This window comes from Variovorax paradoxus B4 (assembly GCF_000463015.1).
GTDB classification, from domain to species: domain Bacteria; phylum Pseudomonadota; class Gammaproteobacteria; order Burkholderiales; family Burkholderiaceae_C; genus Variovorax; species Variovorax paradoxus_E.
This window is the reverse complement of the sequence record NC_022247.1, coordinates 5,705,825-5,722,025: the sequence shown is the minus strand read 5'-3', so window position 1 is coordinate 5,722,025 and position 16,201 is coordinate 5,705,825. Positions and strand designations below refer to the sequence as shown.

15 protein-coding genes are annotated in these 16,201 nt (G+C 69.6%); all 15 read left to right on the top strand.

Annotation, left to right across the window (positions count from 1 at the left end; all coding sequences use genetic code 11):
* Positions 1 to 19 precede the first annotated feature (19 nt).
* Positions 20 to 1,390: an aminotransferase gene (locus VAPA_RS26715; RefSeq protein WP_021013114.1), complete on the top strand. Its 1,371-nt coding sequence runs from the start codon at positions 20 to 22 to the stop codon at positions 1,388 to 1,390.
* Positions 1,387 to 2,445 carry a histone deacetylase family protein gene (locus VAPA_RS26710; RefSeq protein WP_021013113.1) on the top strand — a complete coding sequence of 353 codons (1,059 nt, stop codon included), beginning with the start codon at positions 1,387 to 1,389 and terminating at the stop codon, positions 2,443 to 2,445. The genes VAPA_RS26715 and VAPA_RS26710 overlap by 4 nt, the downstream gene beginning before the upstream one ends.
* Entirely contained in the window at positions 2,442 to 3,368 is a 927-nt protein-coding gene (locus VAPA_RS26705; protein WP_021013112.1) for a DMT family transporter, read from the top strand. Before VAPA_RS26710 ends, VAPA_RS26705 begins: the two co-directional genes overlap by 4 nt.
* A 40-nt stretch (positions 3,369 to 3,408) precedes the next feature.
* Complete coding sequence (locus VAPA_RS26700; protein ID WP_021013111.1) at positions 3,409 to 4,137, top strand: GntR family transcriptional regulator; 729 nt, start codon at positions 3,409 to 3,411, stop codon at positions 4,135 to 4,137.
* Positions 4,138 to 4,155: 18 nt separating this feature from the next.
* Positions 4,156 to 5,184, top strand: a complete 1,029-nt coding sequence (locus tag VAPA_RS26695; RefSeq protein WP_021013110.1) for a histone deacetylase family protein — start codon at positions 4,156 to 4,158, stop codon at positions 5,182 to 5,184.
* A complete protein-coding gene (locus VAPA_RS26690; protein ID WP_021013109.1) occupies positions 5,181 to 6,236 on the top strand; it encodes a phosphotransferase in 1,056 nt (351 codons plus the stop codon). Before VAPA_RS26695 ends, VAPA_RS26690 begins: the two co-directional genes overlap by 4 nt.
* A gap of 10 nt (positions 6,237 to 6,246) precedes the next feature.
* The gene (locus tag VAPA_RS26685; RefSeq protein WP_021013108.1) at positions 6,247 to 7,530 is read left to right on the top strand and encodes an aspartate aminotransferase family protein; all 1,284 of its coding nucleotides are present in this window, start codon (positions 6,247 to 6,249) and stop codon (positions 7,528 to 7,530) included.
* A gap of 88 nt (positions 7,531 to 7,618) precedes the next feature.
* Positions 7,619 to 8,824, top strand: coding sequence for a M20 aminoacylase family protein (locus VAPA_RS26680; protein ID WP_021013107.1), 1,206 nt, complete (start codon positions 7,619 to 7,621; stop codon positions 8,822 to 8,824).
* A gap of 38 nt (positions 8,825 to 8,862) precedes the next feature.
* Positions 8,863 to 9,837, top strand: coding sequence for a tripartite tricarboxylate transporter substrate-binding protein (locus tag VAPA_RS26675; RefSeq protein ID WP_021013106.1), 975 nt, complete (start codon positions 8,863 to 8,865; stop codon positions 9,835 to 9,837).
* 425 nt (positions 9,838 to 10,262) lie between these two features.
* Positions 10,263 to 11,180, top strand: coding sequence for a dihydrodipicolinate synthase family protein (locus VAPA_RS26670; RefSeq protein ID WP_021013105.1), 918 nt, complete (start codon positions 10,263 to 10,265; stop codon positions 11,178 to 11,180).
* A gap of 42 nt (positions 11,181 to 11,222) precedes the next feature.
* The gene (locus tag VAPA_RS26665; protein ID WP_021013104.1) at positions 11,223 to 12,362 is read left to right on the top strand and encodes a branched-chain amino acid ABC transporter substrate-binding protein; all 1,140 of its coding nucleotides are present in this window, start codon (positions 11,223 to 11,225) and stop codon (positions 12,360 to 12,362) included.
* A 95-nt stretch (positions 12,363 to 12,457) separates the two neighbouring features.
* Entirely contained in the window at positions 12,458 to 13,393 is a 936-nt protein-coding gene (locus tag VAPA_RS26660; protein ID WP_021013103.1) for a 4-hydroxyproline epimerase, read from the top strand.
* A 113-nt stretch (positions 13,394 to 13,506) separates the two neighbouring features.
* Entirely contained in the window at positions 13,507 to 14,610 is a 1,104-nt protein-coding gene (locus VAPA_RS26655) for an NAD(P)/FAD-dependent oxidoreductase (RefSeq protein ID WP_021013102.1), read from the top strand.
* A 22-nt stretch (positions 14,611 to 14,632) separates the two neighbouring features.
* Positions 14,633 to 14,884 carry a (2Fe-2S)-binding protein gene (locus tag VAPA_RS26650; protein ID WP_021013101.1) on the top strand — a complete coding sequence of 84 codons (252 nt, stop codon included), beginning with the start codon at positions 14,633 to 14,635 and terminating at the stop codon, positions 14,882 to 14,884.
* Positions 14,881 to 16,173, top strand: a complete 1,293-nt coding sequence (locus tag VAPA_RS26645; protein ID WP_041946266.1) for an NAD(P)/FAD-dependent oxidoreductase — start codon at positions 14,881 to 14,883, stop codon at positions 16,171 to 16,173. The genes VAPA_RS26650 and VAPA_RS26645 overlap by 4 nt, the downstream gene beginning before the upstream one ends.
* Positions 16,174 to 16,201 lie beyond the last annotated feature (28 nt).

Below are 16,201 nucleotides of genomic sequence, written 5' to 3'. Positions count from 1 at the left end.
ACACAACGGAACCGCCTTCATGAACGCCAGCACGCACGCAGAGCACGCCGCCCACGACATCGCCGCGCATCTGCATCCCTTCACCAACCTCGCGACCCATCCGCAGGTCGGCCCGCTGGTGATCCAGCGCGGCGACGGCATCTTCGTGGAGGACGACCAGGGCCGCCGCTATCTCGAGGCGATGTCGGGCCTGTGGTGCGCCTCGCTGGGCTTCAGCAATGCACGCCTGGCCAAGGCCGGCAGCGAAGCGCTGCACGGGCTGCCGTACTACCACACGTTCAACGGCCGCTCCAACCCGGCCGCCATCGCGCTGGCCGAAAAGCTGCTCGCGCTGGCACCGGTGCCGATGTCCAAGGTGTTCTTCGCCAACTCCGGTTCGGAGGCCAACGACTCCGCCGTCAAGCTGGTCTGGTACTACCACAACGCCATCGGCAAGCCCGAGAAGAAGAAGATCATCGCGCGCCGCAACGCCTACCACGGCGTCACCGTCGCGGCCGCGAGCCTGAGCGGCCTCGCGCCGAACCACCGCGACTTCGACCTGCCGATCGACCGCATCCTGCACGTCGACTGCCCGCACCATTTCCGCTACGCCGAGGCCGGCGAGAGCGAGGAAGACTTCGCGACGCGGCTGGCCGCTGCGCTCGAGCAGCGCATCCTCGACGAAGACCCCGAGACGGTCGGCGCCTTCATCGCCGAACCCGTGATGGGCGCGGGCGGCGTGCTGGTGCCGCCGGCCACCTACTTCGACAAGGTGCAGAAGGTGCTGGCGAAATACGAGGTGCTGCTCATTGCCGACGAGGTGATCTGCGGCTTCGGCCGCACGGGGCAGATGTTCGGCTCGGCCACCTTCGGCCTCAGGCCCGACATCCTGACCGCAGCCAAGGCGCTCTCGTCGGGCTACGTGCCGATCTCGGCCGTGATGGTCAGCGAGAAAGTGCATGCGGCCGTGGCGGCCAACAGCGGAAAGATCGGCACCTTCGGCCACGGCTTCACCTACTCGGGCCATCCGGTGGCCTGCGCCATCGCGCTCGAGACGCTCAAGGTCTACGAGGACGAGAACCTCCTCGCGCACGTCCAGTCGCTGGTGCCGCAATTCCAGCAAGGGCTGCAGGGCCACGCCGCGCGCAGGTACGTCGGCGAGGTGCGCGGCGTGGGGCTCATCGGCGCGATCGAGCTGTATGCCGACCCCGCCAGGCGCACGCCCTTCGATCCCGCGCTGAAGGCCGGCGCGCGCCTTGCCGAGCTTGCGCTGGCGCAAGGGCTCATCGTGCGCGCGATGGGCGACTCCATCGCCTTCTGCCCGCCGCTCATCATCACGGCCGAGCAGATCGACGACATGTTCGCGCGCTTCGGCCGTGCCATGGCGATCTTCGAAGAAACCTTTGCATGAAGGCCTTCTTCACCGACGAGCAGCTGCTGCACGACCCGCAGCAGTTCATGCGGCTGGGCCGCATCTGCAAGCCGACCGACCTGCCGAGCCGCGCGCATGCGCTGCGCGACGCGCTCGCCCTGCGCGGCATTGCGCTGGCCGAGCCGCGGGACTGTGGCCGCGCGCCGCTCGAAGCCGTGCACAGCGCCGACTACCTCGACTACCTGGAAACCGCCTACGCACTGTGGCGCGAGCTCGAGGTGCCCGGCGTGGAGCCCGGCATCGATGTGCTGCCGAATCTTTCGCCCTACGACAACGGCACGCCGGGCGTGGCACGCGCGCCGTGTCCGTCGCCTTCGCTGGTGGCGCGCACGGGCTACTACATCAGCGACCTCTCGTGCCCGCTCGGCCCCCACACCTGGCGCTCGATATTGCGCTCGGCCCACACCGCGGTGGCTGCCGCGGATGCGGTGCTGGAAAGCGGCGACGCGGCCTACGCGCTGTGCCGCCCCTCGGGCCATCACGCGCACCGCGACCGCGCGGGCGGCTTCTGCTACATCAACAACAGCGCCATCGCGGCGCAGCGCCTGTGCGAGCGGCACGGCCGCGTGGCGGTGTTCGACGTCGATGCGCACCACGGCGACGGCACGCAGAACATCTTCTATGCGCGCGGCGACGTGCTGACCGTGTCGACGCATGCCGATCCCTCGGGCTACTACCCGTTCTACACCGGCTATGCGCACGAGCGCGGCGTGGGCGCGGGCGAAGGCTTCAACCTGAACCTGCCGCTCGCGCACGGCGCGGACAACGCGGTGTTCCTGCAGGCGGTGGACGAAGGCGCGGCCGCATTGCGTGAATTCGCACCCAAGGCACTGGTGCTCGCGCTCGGCTTCGACAGCTACAAGGACGACCCCATCAGCGTGCTGAAGCTCGACCTCGACGCCTATCGCCACATCGGCGAGCGCGTCGGCGCGCTGAAGCTGCCCACGGTGGTCGTGCAGGAAGGCGGCTACATGGTGGAGGCCATCGGCCCCGCGCTCGACAACTTCCTGCGGGGCTTCCAGTCCGCGCGATGAGCACCGCCGCCACGGCTCTCGCGCTGCGTCCGGCGGGCTCCAGGCGCGCCGGCGTGGCGCTGTTCTTCTGCGCGCTGGTGGCCTTTGCCTCCTACGACGCGTTCTGCAAGCACATGCTGCAGTTCTACCCGGCGCCCTTCGTCAACGTGATGCGCTACGTCGCGGTGAGCGGCATTGCCTTCGCGATGCTGCTGCGCCATGGCGACCTGCGCATGTGGCGCACGCCGCAGAAGCCCTTGCTGCTGCTGCGCGGGCTGATGCTCGCGACGGTGGCCACCTGCTTCATGACGGCGCTCATCTGGATGCCGCTGGCCGAGGCCACGGCCATCTACTTCACCGCGCCGCTCCTGATGGTGGCACTGTCGCCTTGGCTCCTGGGCGAGCAGGTGCGGCGCAGCCGCTGGGTGGCGGTGACGGTCGGCTTCGGCGGCATGCTGCTGATCGTGCGGCCGGGTGCCGACCTGCCGCTGCTCGGCACGGTGCTGATGGCGGTGGCCGCCGTCTGCTACGCGATCTTCCAGCTGCTCACGCGGCGGCTCGCGGGCCTGGTCGCGGGGCCGGTGCAGTACGCCTGGACCGCGCTGGCCTGCTTCGTCGTCACGCTGCTGCCCGCGCCCTTCTTCCTGCCCGCCCAGCAGCCGCCCTGGGGCGACGTGGCGCTGCTGCTCGCGGGCGGCGCCTGCAGCGCGGCGGCGCAGTGGCTGCTGCTGGCCGCCTTCGAGCGCGTCGAGGCCTCGACGCTGGCGCCGCTCAACTACTTCCAGCTGCTGCTGGCCGTGGCCTTCAGCACCTTCTGGTTCCGCCGGCCGCCCGACGCGATCGCGATGGCCGGCATCGCGCTGATCATGGCGGCGGGCATCTACCTGGCGCGCGCGGGGCGGGGCCTGAAGACCGTATCGGCCGCGCCAGACGCCATCCGGTGAAGAATCGCCCCTGGCGCATCCCAATGACGAGACAAGCAACATGGCAACTTCCATCACAACTCCTCCTTCTCCCGGCACGGCCCTCTTCGAGTCGGTCGAATCGACCGATCTCGTCGGGCTGGTCGAGGCCCAGCTGACGCGCGCCATCGTCGAAGGGCGCCTGGCGCCCGGCAGCCGCATCGTCGAGGCCGACATCGCGCGCCGCATGGGTGTGAGCCGCGCGCCGGTGCGCGAGGCGGCGCGGCGGCTCGAACGGCAGGGCGTGCTGGTGGCCAAGCCGCGCCACGGCTTCGCGGTGCGGACCATCAGCGTGCAGGAGATCGACGATCTGTTCGAAGTGCGCCTGAGCCTCGAACTCACCTCCATCGAGCTGGCCTGCCGCAAGGCCGACGACGCGGGCATCGCGCGCGTGCAGGCGCTGGTCGAAGCCATGGTGCGCGAGGCGAACACGCAGCCGCAGCACCACCGCATCGCCACCGACCTGGCGCTGCACACGCTGATCTGCGAGCTGTCGGGCAATGCGCACCTGCACCGCATCTTCATGAACACGCAGACCGAGATGCAGATGATCATCGCGCTGATCGATGCGGTCTACCACGACCCCACCGCGATGGCCGCGACCCACCGCCCGATCGTCGATGCCCTGGTGCGCCGCGACCCCGAGGCCGCCAAGGCCGCGATGCGCGTGCACCTGGAAGACGCCTGGCAGCACGTGCGCGCGCTGTTCGTGAAGCAGCACGGCGCCGCGCCCCTTCCCGCCAATGCCTGACACCGGAGAGACACACCGATGAAAGTCGTCTACAGCGACACGCACAAGGACCACGACCCGCAGCTCTTCATGGTGCGCGGCAAGCTCAAGCGCAGCAACGAGCAGCCCGAGCGCGCGTTCCGCCTGCTCGAGGCGGTGCAGCAGGAGGGCCATGAGATCGTCGCCACGCGCGACTTCGGCGCCGGTCCGCGCGCCGCCATCCACACGCCCGAGTACCTGCGATTCCTCGAGACGGCCTACGCGCGCTGGCAGCTGCTGGACGATCCGTCGGAAGAGGTGATGCCCAACATCCATCCCTTTCCGGGCCAGCCCTGCACCTATCCCGACAGCGTGGTCGGCCAGGCCGGCTTCCACATGGGCGACAACGCCTGCTCGATCGGCGCCCGCACCTGGGAGGCCGCCATCGCCTCGGCGAACATGGCCACGCATGCGGCGCAGCTCGTGCTCGACGGCGAGCGCGCCGCCTATGCGCTGTGCCGCCCGCCCGGCCACCACGCCTATGCCGACCGGGCCAACGGCTTCTGCTACCTCAACAACGTGGCCATCGCCGCGCAGCATCTGCGCGGCGTGCACGACCGCGTGGCCATCCTCGACATCGACGTGCACCACGGCAATGGCACGCAGGGCATCTTCTACCGCCGCGCCGACGTGCTGACCATCTCGCTGCACGGCGATCCGCGCAACTTCACGCCCTTCTTCATCGGCCACGCGCACGAGCGCGGCGAAGGCGAAGGCCTGGGCTACAACATCAACAAGCCGCTCGCGCTGGGCACCGACATCGACGGCTACCTGCCCGCGCTGCGCGATGCCTGCGACAGCATCCGCGCCCATGCGCCCGGCGCGCTGGTGGTGGCGCTGGGGCTCGACGCGCACGAGCGCGATCCCTACAAGGGCATGAAGATCCAGACCGCCGGCTTCGCCGTGCTGCTGGCCGAGATCGCGCGCCTGGGCCTGCCCACGGTGCTGGTGCAGGAGGGTGGCTACCTGTCCGACGACCTCGGCCCGAACATCGCGAGTGCGCTGCGCGGTTTCGAGAGCGCGGCATGACGACCGCGGAATTCGCCGACGCGCAGGTACTCAGCGAAGGCTCGCCCGCACTCGACGACGCCTGGGTGCGCCAGCTGGCACAGGAGCACTACGGCATCGACGGCGAGATGAAGCCGCTGACCGGCGAGCGCGACCGCAACTACCGGTTCGAGCGCGCCACCGACGGTGCCCGCTTCATGCTGAAGATCTCGCACCCGGCCGAGACCGCGCTGGTCGCCGACTTCCAGACCCAGGCCCTGCTGCATCTCGCGGCCACCGATCCCGGCCTGCCGGTGCAGCGCATCGTGCCGACGCAGGGTGGCGCCGCCTCTTTCGTGTGCGACCCGGGCGACGGCCTGCCGCGCGTGGTGCGCCTCTTCACCTACCTGCCCGGCCTGCCGCTGCCCGAGGCGCCGCGCACGCCGCTGCAGCAGCAGAACCTTGCGCGCATGCTGGCCCGGCTCGACCTCGCGCTCGCCGGCTTCGAGCACCCGGCCGGCGAACTGCCGCTGCCCTGGGACCTGCAGCGCGCCGACAGCGTGCGCGGCCTGCTCGCACACATCGCGGAGCCGGAGCGCCGCGCCCTGGCCGCCGCCGCGCTCGACCGCTTCGAGCGCGACGCCAAGCCGGTGCTGCGCACGCTGCCCGCGCAACCGATCCACAACGACTTCAACATCTACAACGTGCTGGTCGACCCGGCCGACACCGACCGCATCGCCGCCATCCTCGACTTCGGCGACATGGTGCGCGCGCCGTGCATCAACGACCTGGCCGTGGCCGCCGCCTACCAGGCCGGCACTGACGGCGACCCGCTCGCGGCCATCGTGCCGCTGGTCGCCGCGTACCACGCGGTGCGGCCGCTGTCGCCGGCCGAGGTCGGCGTGCTGTTCGACCTGATCACGGCGCGGCTCGTGATGGTGGTGGCCATCAGCGGCTGGCGCGCCGCGCGCTATCCCGAGAACGCGCCCTACCTGCTGCGCAACAACCCGCTGTCGTGGGCGCGGCTGCAGGCCTGCGAGCGCGTCGGCACCGCCGCCGCGACGGCCGCGCTCCGCCGCGCGGTGAACCTCTGAGAGATCGCCCATGACCACCCCCGCTCCCGAAACCCTGGCCCTCGTCGAGCGCCGCGCGCGCGTGCTCGGCCCGGCCTACCGCCTGTTCTACGACACGCCGCTGCATCCGGTGCGCGGCGAAGGCGTGTGGCTGTACGACGCCGACGGCCAACGCCACCTCGATGCCTACAACAACGTCGCCTCGGTCGGCCACTGCCATGCGCACGTGGTCGAGGCCATCGCGCGCCAGGCCGGCGTGCTCAACACCCACACGCGCTACCTGCACGAAGGCGTGCTCGACTATGCCGAGCGGCTGCTCGCCACCATGCCGGCCGAACTCGCGCATGCGATGTTCACCTGCACCGGCAGCGAGGCCAACGACCTCGCGATGCGCATCGCGCGCGCGCACACCAAGGCCGAGGGGCTGATCGTCACGCGCTTTGCGTACCACGGCGTCACCGCGTCGATCGCCGAGGCCTCGCCGTCGCTGGGCAAGTTCGTGCAGCTCGGCGATGCGGTGCGCACCGTGCCCGCGCCCGACAGCTACCGCATCGCGCCCGGCGACCTGGGCCGCACGTTCGCGCAGGGTGTGCGCGAGGCCGTCGCCGACCTGAAGGCGCAGGGCCTCCGCCCGGCCGCATTGATGGTGGACACCGTGTTCTCGAGCGATGGCATCTTCACCGACCCGCCCGGCTTCATGGCCGAAGCGGTGGACGCGGTGCGCGAGGCCGGCGGCCTCTTCATCGCCGACGAAGTGCAGCCCGGCCTCGGCCGCACCGGCGACGCCTTCTGGGGTTTCCAGCGGCACGGCGTGGTGCCCGACATCGTCACCATGGGCAAGCCGCTGGGCGCCGGCCACCCGCTGGCCGGCCTCGCGGTGCGCCCCGGGGTGCTGGCCGCCTTCGGCCGCGAGTGCCGCTACTTCAACACCTTCGGCGGCAATCCGGTCTCGATGGCCGCGGGCATGGCGGTGCTCGACGTGATCGAGCGCGAAGGCCTGATGGCCAATGCGCAGCGCGTCGGCCGTTATCTGCGTGCCGGAATCGCGAAGCTCGCCGAGCGCCATGCTCTGATCGGCGACGTGCGCGGCGCGGGCCTGTTCGTGGGCGTGGAGCTCGTCACGGACCGCCGCAGCCGCACGCCCGCCACGGCGGAAACCGCGCGCGTCGTCAACGGGCTGCGCGAGCGGCAGGTGCTGCTGAGCGCCACCGGCGAACATGCCAACACGCTGAAGATCCGCCCGCCGCTGGTGTTTTCCGAGGCCCATGCCGACCTGCTGGTCGAGACGCTCGACCAGGTGCTGGCCGGCCTCTGAGCGATCGCCTTTTTGCCCGTTTGCCGCCGCGCATGGCGCCGCTCGCCGCCTTGCGCCAGAATCGTTCGCCCCCACGACCCTTGCCACCATGAACATCGTCGATTCCTTTGCCAACAGCGTCTCCCGCTTCGTCGATATCCGACGCGACATCCACGCCCATCCCGAACTCGGCTTCGAGGAGCACCGCACCTCCGAAAAGGTGGCGGGCCTGCTCGCCGAATGGGGCATCGAGGTGCACCGCGGCATTGCCGGCACCGGCCTGGTCGGCGTGCTGCGCAAGGGCACCGGCGCACGCACCATCGGCCTGCGCGCCGACATGGACGCGCTGCCGCTCCACGAGGCCAACGAGTTCGCCCACAAGTCCACCCACGCGGGCCGCATGCACGCCTGCGGCCACGACGGCCACACCACCATGCTGCTGGCCGCCGCCTGGCACCTGTCGCAGCAGGGGCCTCATGACTTCGACGGCACCGTGCATTTCATCTTCCAGCCCGCCGAGGAGATGGGCAAGGCCGGCGCCAAGAAGATGATCCAGGACGGCCTGTTCGACCGCTTCCCGTGCGACGCGGTCTTTGCGCTGCACAACTTCCCCGTCGGCGACGTGGGCCGCTTCGCGCTCAACGAAGGCGCGCTGATGGCCTCGAGCAACACCTACAGGATCACCATGCACGGGCGCGGCACGCATGCCTCGATGCCGCACACCGGCATCGACCCGGTGGCCGCGGTGGTCACGCTCGCGCAGCAGCTGCAGACCATCGTGCCGCGCACCATCCCGAGCACCGAACGCGCCCTGCTCGCGGTCACGCAGCTGCAGGGCTCGGATGCGCCCAACGTGATTCCCGACGTGGCCACGGTCGGCGGCACCATCCGCACCTTCTCCATCGAAGCCATCGACAAGATCGAGGCGCGCCTGCGCGAAGTGGCCGCGGGCGTGGCCGCGGCGCATGGCTGCACGGCCGAGGTTTTCTTCAACCGCTCCTCGCCGCCGGTGGTCAACCACCCGGCCGAAGCGCGCTTTGCCGCGGGCGTGATGCGCGAGGTGGTGGGCGACGACATGGTCACCGACAATTTTCCCGCCGTGATGGGCGCCGAAGACTTCGCCCACATGCTGCTCGCCCGGCCCGGCTGCTATGCCTTCCTGGGCAATGGCGACGGCGACCACCGGCTCGACGGTCACGGGCCCGGCCCTTGCATCATCCACAACACCTCGTTCGACTTCAACGACGAGATCATTCCGATCGGCGCCAGCTACTTCGTGAAGCTGGTGCAGCGCTGGCTGCCCTCGGGCGGCTGAATTTTTTTCTGTTGACGATGATGAAAGCGGCCACCTCGATGACCTCCTCCCTGTTCACCCGGCGTTCGCTGGCTGCCCTTGCCGCCGCCACGGCACTCGGCGCCTTCACGCCCGTGCACGCGCAGCAGCGCGTGATCCACATCGTCGTGCCCTTCGGCACCGGCGCGGTGCAGGACACCGTGGCGCGCGCCTTCAACAGCGAACTGGGCGCGGCGCTCAACGCCAGCGCCATCGTCGAGAACCGCGCGGGCGCGGGCGGCACCGTGGGCGCGGCCGTCGTGGCCAAGGCGCCGCCGGACGGCAACACGCTGGTGCTCGCGGCCGCGAGCCACAACATCGCGGGTTTCCTGTACAGCAAGCTGTCTTACGACCCGCTGAAGGACTTCGTGGGCGTGGCCAACATCGGCAACGCGGGCTATGTGCTGGCGGTGGCGAGCGGGCTCAACGTGTCGAACACGGCCGACTTCATCAAGGAGGTCAAGGCCAACCCGGGCAAGTACAACTACGCCTCGGCCGGCAACGGCAGCGCCACGCACCTGGCGATGGCGTCGTTCCTTGCCAAGGCCGGGCTGCAGATGACGCACATTCCGACCAAGTCCACCGGCGAGGCGGTCAACGAGGTGCTTGCGGGCCGCGTGCAGGCCGTCATCTCCTCGAGCATCGGCGTGATGGGCTTCCAGGCCGATCCGCGCATGAAGCTGCTCGCCTCCACCGGCCAGGCGCGCAGCCCGTTCCTGCCGAACCTGCCGACCGTGGCCGAGAGCGGCCTGCCGGGCTACGCCTTCGATTCATGGATCGGCCTGCTCGCCCCGGCCGGCACGCCCAAGGCCGAGGTCGAGCGCCTCAATGCGGCCACCAGCAAGGTGCTGGCCGATCCGGCGATCCAGGAGCGCTTCAAGCGCCTGGGTGTGGAGCCGCGCATGCAGAGCGCCGAAGAATTCCAGAAGCTGCTGCGCGCGGACTGGGATGCGATGGGGGCGGTGGTGAAGGCTTCGGGGGCGAAGATCGACTGATCTTGTGCTGTTGTTCTTGGCGCTGTCGTTCGGGGGGGCGCATGCACAGGCCACCGGGTACTCCCCTGGGCGAGTGTCCCCCGCCTTCGGCTCCTCCTTGATTTCGCTGCGGGGAGCACCCGATGCCCTGTGCACGAGGGCACGCTGCCGGTGAACCGCTGATCAACGACCGCTGCGCATAACGATCACGTCGATGGGGTGCCTTGCGCAGCGAAATCAAGGAGGAGGCCGCGGGCCGGGGGACATTCGCTTCGCCGCGTAACCCGTCGGCGTGATCGCGCCCCGAACGGCAGACACCTGACCCGCGCAGATATCACATAAGAGCCCGACCCCGGAAGAGCGAGCACCCGATGCATATCTTGACGATATATCGTTAATATATTTAAAGTAGGACCCTTCCCCACCGCACATCCAGGAGCGCTCACGTGACCCAACCCCGCTGGCAAGGCATCTTCCCCGCCATCACCACCAAGTTCCACGCCGACGAAAGCATCGATGCCGAAGGCACCGCGCGGCACATCGACTTCCAGATCCGCAACGGCATCCACGGCCTCGTCACCTGCGGCTCGCTGGGCGAGGCCAGCACGCTCACGCTCGAGGAGAAGCTCCAGGTGGCCAAGATCGCCCTGGAAGCGGCCGACGGCCGCATCCCCGTGCTGGCCAATGTGTCGGAAACCAGCACGCGCGAGGCGCTGCGGTACGTGGACGGGGCCAACAAGCTCGGCGTCGCCGGCTTCATGGTGATGCCCTCGGTGATCTACGTGGCCGATGCGCGCGAAGCCATGCTCAATGTGCGCACCATCGCCCATGCGGCGCAAAAGCCCATCATGGTCTACAACAACCCGGTGGCCTACCGGGTGGACCTCAAGCCCCAGCACATGCTGGAGCTGGCGGACTGCGAATGGATCGCGGCCATCAAGGAGAGCTCGGACGACATCCGCCGCATCACGGACCTGCGCAACACGGTGGGCGATCGCTACCAGCTGTTCCTGGGGGTGGACGACCTGGCCTATGAAGGGCTGGCGCTGGGCTGCGACGGCCTGCTGGCCGGGGTGGGCTGCGCATTCCCGCGCGAGACGGTGGCGCTGTACGACCTGATGAAGGCGGGCCGGTTCGCCGAGGCGCTGAAGCTGTACCAGTGGATGACGCCGATGCTGCACCTGGACGTGTCGACCAAGCTGGTGCAGAACCTGAAGCTGATCGACGTGCTGGTGGGCGTGGGCAGCGAGCACATGCGCCGCCCGCGGCTGCCGCTCATCGGCCAGGAGCGCGCGGCCATCGAGGCCATCGTGAAGCAGGCGCTGGCCACGCGGCCGGCGCAGTACCAGTCGGTCATGCAATAACGCTCTCTCTTTTTCTTTCATCGTCCTTACCTGGGAACAAGCATGAAGTCCAAAGCACACATGATTCCGTTTCTCGGCCTCGTGGTGGCCATCGCCATTGCAGGCCATGCGCATGCGCAGCAGGAGCAGGTCGTCAAGATCGGCCACAGCGGGCCGCTCTCGGGCCCCAATGCCTTCGCGGGCAAGGACAACGAGAACGGCGTGCGCTTGGCCATCGAGGAACTCAACGCGAAGAAGATCGCGGTTGGCGGCAAGACGCTGAAGTTCGAGCTGGTGTCCGAAGACGACCAGTGCGACGCCAAGTCCGGTGTCAGCGTGGCGCAGAAGTTCGTGGACGACGGCATCAAGTACGTCATGGGCCCGTACTGCTCGGGCGTGGCCATTCCGGCGTCGCGCATCTATGCCGATGGCGGCACCATGGTCTCCACCGTGGGCACGAACCCGAAGGTGACGCAAGGCGGCTACAAGAACCTCTACCGCATCATCGCGAGCGACAACCAGATCGGCTCCAGCATGGCGGTGTATGCGGCCAAGGTGCTCAAGGTCACCAAGGTGGGCGTGATCGACGATCGCACCGCCTTCGGCCAGGGCCTGGCGGAAGAGTTCACCAAGGAAGCGAAGAAGCAGGGCCTCACCATCGTCGGCCAGGAGTTCACCACCGACAAGGCCGTGGACTTCACCGCCATCCTCACCAACATGAAGGCCAAGGCGCCCGAAGCCATCTTCTTCGGCGGCTATGCGCCGCAGGCCGCACCCATGGCGCGCCAGATGAAGCAGCTCGCCGTGCCCGGCAAGCTGCTGGGCGGCGACACCGTCTGCAGCCCGGCCACCGGCAAGCTCGGCGGCGATGCGGTCAACGACCTGGTGTTCTGCGCGCAGGGCGGCTCCATCCTCGAGAAGGCGCAGAGCGGCCCGGCCTTCAAGGCCAAGTTCAAGAAGCGCTTCAACGCCGACGCGGATGCCTATGCCGCCTCGTACTACGACCAGGTGCTGTTCATCGGCGAGTCGATGCAGAAGGCCAACTCCATCGATCCCGACAAGGTGGGCGCCGAGCTCTACAAGACCACCTACAAGGGCGTGGCCGCAACCTACAGCTACGACGACAAGGGCAACATGAAGCAGGCGCCCATCACTGTCTTCACGTTCAAGAACGCCGCCCCCGTTCCGCTGGCCAGCTACTAAGAAACTCATGCCATCGACCGCTGAATTTGACTGTGACCCCAGTTTCATGCCCCGGGGTCGGGCCTGCCCGATGGCGAACTACTGAGACCGAAGACATGCAACGCATCCAGATCATCGACTCGCACACGGGCGGCGAGCCCACGCGCCTGGTCGTCGATGGGTTTCCCGATCTGGGCGGCGGCCCCATGGCCGAGCGCCGCGCGCTGCTGGCCGAGCGGCATGACAAATGGCGCGCGGCGACAGTGCTCGAGCCACGCGGCAGCGACGTGGTGGTCGGCGCGCTGCTGTGCGAGCCGGTGTCGCCCGATGCCGCGGCCGGCGTGGTCTTCTTCAACAACGCCGGCTACATCGGCATGTGCGGCCACGGCACCATCGGCCTGGTCGCGAGCCTCGCGCACATGGGGCGCATCGGCGCCGGCGAGCACCGCATCGAAACGCCCGTGGGCACGGTCACGGCCACGCTGCATGCCGATGGCGCGGTCAGCGTGCGCAACGTGCCGGCCTACCGGCATCTGCACCAGGTGGCGGTAGAGCTGCCCGGCCATGGCACCGTGCACGGCGACGTGGCCTGGGGCGGCAACTGGTTCTTCCTCGTGAGCGACCACGGCCAGCGCGTGGCGAGCGACAACCTCGCCGCGCTGACCGGCTACACCGCGGCATTGCGAAAGGCGCTGGCGGCGCAAGGCATCACGGGCGCCGACGGTGCGGAGATCGACCACATCGAACTCTTTGCCGATGACAGCGAAGGCGCCGACAGCCGCAACTTCGTGCTGTGTCCCGGCAATGCCTACGACCGCTCGCCGTGCGGCACCGGCACCAGCGCGAAGATCGCCTGCCTCGCGGCCGACGGCAAGCTCGCGCCGGGCGAAGTGTGGACGCAGGCCAGCGTGATCGGCAGCCGCTTCGAGGCCAGCTACACGCTGGAAGACGGCAAGGTCATTCCGACGCTGCGCGGCCGCGCGCACATCAGTGCCGAAGCCACGCTCCTGATCGACGACAACGATCCTTTCGGGTGGGGAATCCGGATATGAAGCTCGCCCCCAGTCTTCGCGCACTTCGTGTCGCTCCGCCCACCCCCTGCCGGGGGCAACACCAGCGGCCCGGCAAAGCCGGTTCCGCGGTGTTCCGCGAAGTGCAATAGGCCGTGCACGCCGAAGTCATCGTCATAGGTGCCGGCATCGTCGGTGCCGCCTGCGCGCATGCGCTGGCGCAGGCCGGCCGCCGCGTGCTGGTGCTCGATGCGCACATCGGCGGCGCCACCGGCGCGGGCATGGGCCACCTGGTGGTGATGGACGACAACCCGGCCGAACTTGCGTTGAGCCGGCATTCGATCGCGCAATGGCGCGCCCTGGCGCCGCGCATGGGCGAGGACTGCGCGTACAGCGCCTGCGGCACGCTCTGGATCGCCGCGAACGAAGACGAAATGGCCGAGGCCGAGCGCAAGCAGCAGCGGCTGCATGCACACGGCGTCGACAGCCGCCTGCTCGATGCGCCCGCGCTTGCGCGCGCCGAGCCCGCCTTGCGCAAGGGCCTCGCAGGCGCGCTCGAAGTGCCCGGCGACGGCATCCTCTATGCGCCGAATGCGGCGCGCTGGCTGCTCGCGCAGGGCGGCGCCTCGATCTGCGTCGAGCACGCGAAGGTCGATGCCATCGAAGACGACGGCACGCTGCAGCTCGCCGACGGCAGCCGCCGCAGCGCGCCGCAGGTCGTGCTGGCCAACGGCATCGAGGCGACGACGCTGTGCCCCGAACTCCCGATTCGCCCCAAGAAGGGCCATCTGCTGATCACCGACCGCTACCCGGGCACGGTGCATCACCAGCTGGTCGAACTCGGCTACGTGACGAGCGCACACCACAGCGACGGCGATTCGGTCGCCTTCAACGTGCAGCCGCGGCCCACGGGCCAACTGCTGATCGGCTCCTCGCGCCAGTTCGGCACCACCGATCCGGCCGTCGAAGCGCCGATGCTCGCGCGCATGCTGCAGCGCGCGATCGGCTACCTGCCGGGGCTCGCGGAGCTCAACGCGGTCCGCTCCTGGACCGGCCTGCGCGCCGCGACGCCCGACGGGTTGCCGCTGCTGGGCAAGCATCCGTGGCGCGAGAAGCTCTGGCTCGCCGTCGGCCACGAAGGCCTGGGCGTGACCACCGCGCCGGGCAGCGCGCACCTGCTCGCGGCGCTGATGACCGGCGCCGCCCCTGGGTTCGACGCGGCGCCCTATGCGCCGCGCGGCTTGCCGGAGACGGCATGAGCGCAGCGCCAAGGGGGCTCCCATGAGCGTTCCGACCCTGTTGCTGCAGATCGACGGGCAACCCGTCCGCGTGAAGGCGGGCAGCTCGGTCGCCGCCGCATTGCGCCTGGCCGGCGGCATGGGCGTGGCGCGAACCTCCGTCACGGGCCAGCCGCGCGCGCCTTTTTGCGGCATGGGCGTGTGCCAGGAATGCCGCGTGCTGATCGACGGCCGGCGCAGGCTCGCCTGCCAGGCGGTCTGCACCGAAGGCTTGCGCGTGGAGACCTCGGAATGACGGCCATGGCGCTGGAGCATTGCGACCTGCTGATCGTCGGCGCAGGCCCTGCCGGCATGGCCGCGGCCGTGGCGGCAGGGCCGAGCGGCGCATCGATCGCCGTGATCGACGACAACCCCGTGCCCGGCGGGCAGATCTGGCGCGACGGCCCCGGCGCATCGCTGCCCGCGGCCGCGCGCACCTGGCGCGATGCGCTCGAGCGCCACGCCAACGTCCGCGTGTGCAGCGGCACGCGCGTCGTCGCGGCGCCTGCACGCAACGAACTGCTGCTCGAAGATGCCGAACGCGGCTGGCGCATGCGGTGGAACAAACTGATCCTCTGTACCGGCGCGCGCGAGCTGCTGCTGCCCTTCCCGGGCTGGACGCTGCCCGGCGTCACGGGCGCGGGTGGATTGCAGGCGCTCATCAAGGCGGGGCTGCCGGTGGAGGGCGAGCGCATCGTGATCGCGGGCAGCGGGCCTTTGCTGCTCGCCGCCGCGGCCACCGCACGTGCGGCGGGCGCAAAGGTCGTGCGCGTCGCCGAGCAGGCTTCGTTCGCGGCGGTCGCGGGCTTCGCCGCCAGTCTGCTGCGCTGGCCGGGCAAGGCCGCGCAGGCGGTGACGCTGGCCGATCCGCAGTACCGCACCTCGTCGCGCATCGTCTCGGCGCAGGGCGGCGCACAGGTCGACTCGGTTCGGCTTCTCCAGGGCGGCCGCGAGGAGGAGATCGCCTGCGAGCGCATCGCCTGCGGCTTCGGCCTCATGCCCAACACGCAGCTTGGCCGGATGCTGGGCTGCGCCCTCACGCCCACGGAGGCCGGCGCACAGGCGCTGGCCGTCGATGCACGCCAGGCCACCAGCCTGCCCGACATCCACGCCGCCGGCGAATGCACAGGCTTCGGCGGCAGCGAGCGCGCCCTCGCGCAGGGCACCATCGCCGGCTACGCAGCCATCGGCAACAAGCACGCCGCGAAGCAGCACGAAGCCGGCCGCGCGCGCTGGGACGCCTTTGCCGCGCAACTGCACCGCAGCTTCGCGCTGTCCCCCGATATCCGCCGGATGCCACGGCCCGACACCCTCGTGTGCCGCTGCGAAGACGTGCCCTTCTCCGCGTTGGTGGATTGCAGCGGCTGGACCGACGCCAAGCTCCATCGCCGCTGCGGCATGGGTGCCTGCCAGGGCCGCGTCTGCGGCGATGCGGCGCAGTTCCTGTTCGGATGGATGCCGCCCGCGCCGCGTCCGCCGCTCTCGCCGGCGCGCATTGCCACGCTGGCCGGCCTCGCGGGCCATGACGATGTGGACCGACAATGACGTCGAAGCAGCTGCAGCAGAAGAAAAC

Excerpts from the sequence above, each read along its gene's own strand:
- VAPA_RS26650 (WP_021013101.1), top strand. The coding sequence starts at position 14,633 with ATGAGCGTTCCGACCCTGTTGCTGCAGATCGACGGGCAACCCGTCCGC.
- VAPA_RS26715 (WP_021013114.1), top strand. The coding sequence starts at position 20 with ATGAACGCCAGCACGCACGCAGAGCACGCCGCCCACGACATCGCCGCG.
- VAPA_RS26645 (WP_041946266.1), top strand. The coding sequence starts at position 14,881 with ATGACGGCCATGGCGCTGGAGCATTGCGACCTGCTGATCGTCGGCGCA.
- VAPA_RS26705 (WP_021013112.1), top strand. The coding sequence starts at position 2,442 with ATGAGCACCGCCGCCACGGCTCTCGCGCTGCGTCCGGCGGGCTCCAGG.
- VAPA_RS26695 (WP_021013110.1), top strand. The coding sequence starts at position 4,156 with ATGAAAGTCGTCTACAGCGACACGCACAAGGACCACGACCCGCAGCTC.
- VAPA_RS26680 (WP_021013107.1), top strand. The coding sequence starts at position 7,619 with ATGAACATCGTCGATTCCTTTGCCAACAGCGTCTCCCGCTTCGTCGAT.
- VAPA_RS26660 (WP_021013103.1), top strand. The coding sequence starts at position 12,458 with ATGCAACGCATCCAGATCATCGACTCGCACACGGGCGGCGAGCCCACG.
- VAPA_RS26685 (WP_021013108.1), top strand. The coding sequence starts at position 6,247 with ATGACCACCCCCGCTCCCGAAACCCTGGCCCTCGTCGAGCGCCGCGCG.
- VAPA_RS26710 (WP_021013113.1), top strand. The coding sequence starts at position 1,387 with ATGAAGGCCTTCTTCACCGACGAGCAGCTGCTGCACGACCCGCAGCAG.
- VAPA_RS26665 (WP_021013104.1), top strand. The coding sequence starts at position 11,223 with ATGAAGTCCAAAGCACACATGATTCCGTTTCTCGGCCTCGTGGTGGCC.
- VAPA_RS26690 (WP_021013109.1), top strand. The coding sequence starts at position 5,181 with ATGACGACCGCGGAATTCGCCGACGCGCAGGTACTCAGCGAAGGCTCG.
- VAPA_RS26700 (WP_021013111.1), top strand. The coding sequence starts at position 3,409 with ATGGCAACTTCCATCACAACTCCTCCTTCTCCCGGCACGGCCCTCTTC.
- VAPA_RS26675 (WP_021013106.1), top strand. The coding sequence starts at position 8,863 with ATGACCTCCTCCCTGTTCACCCGGCGTTCGCTGGCTGCCCTTGCCGCC.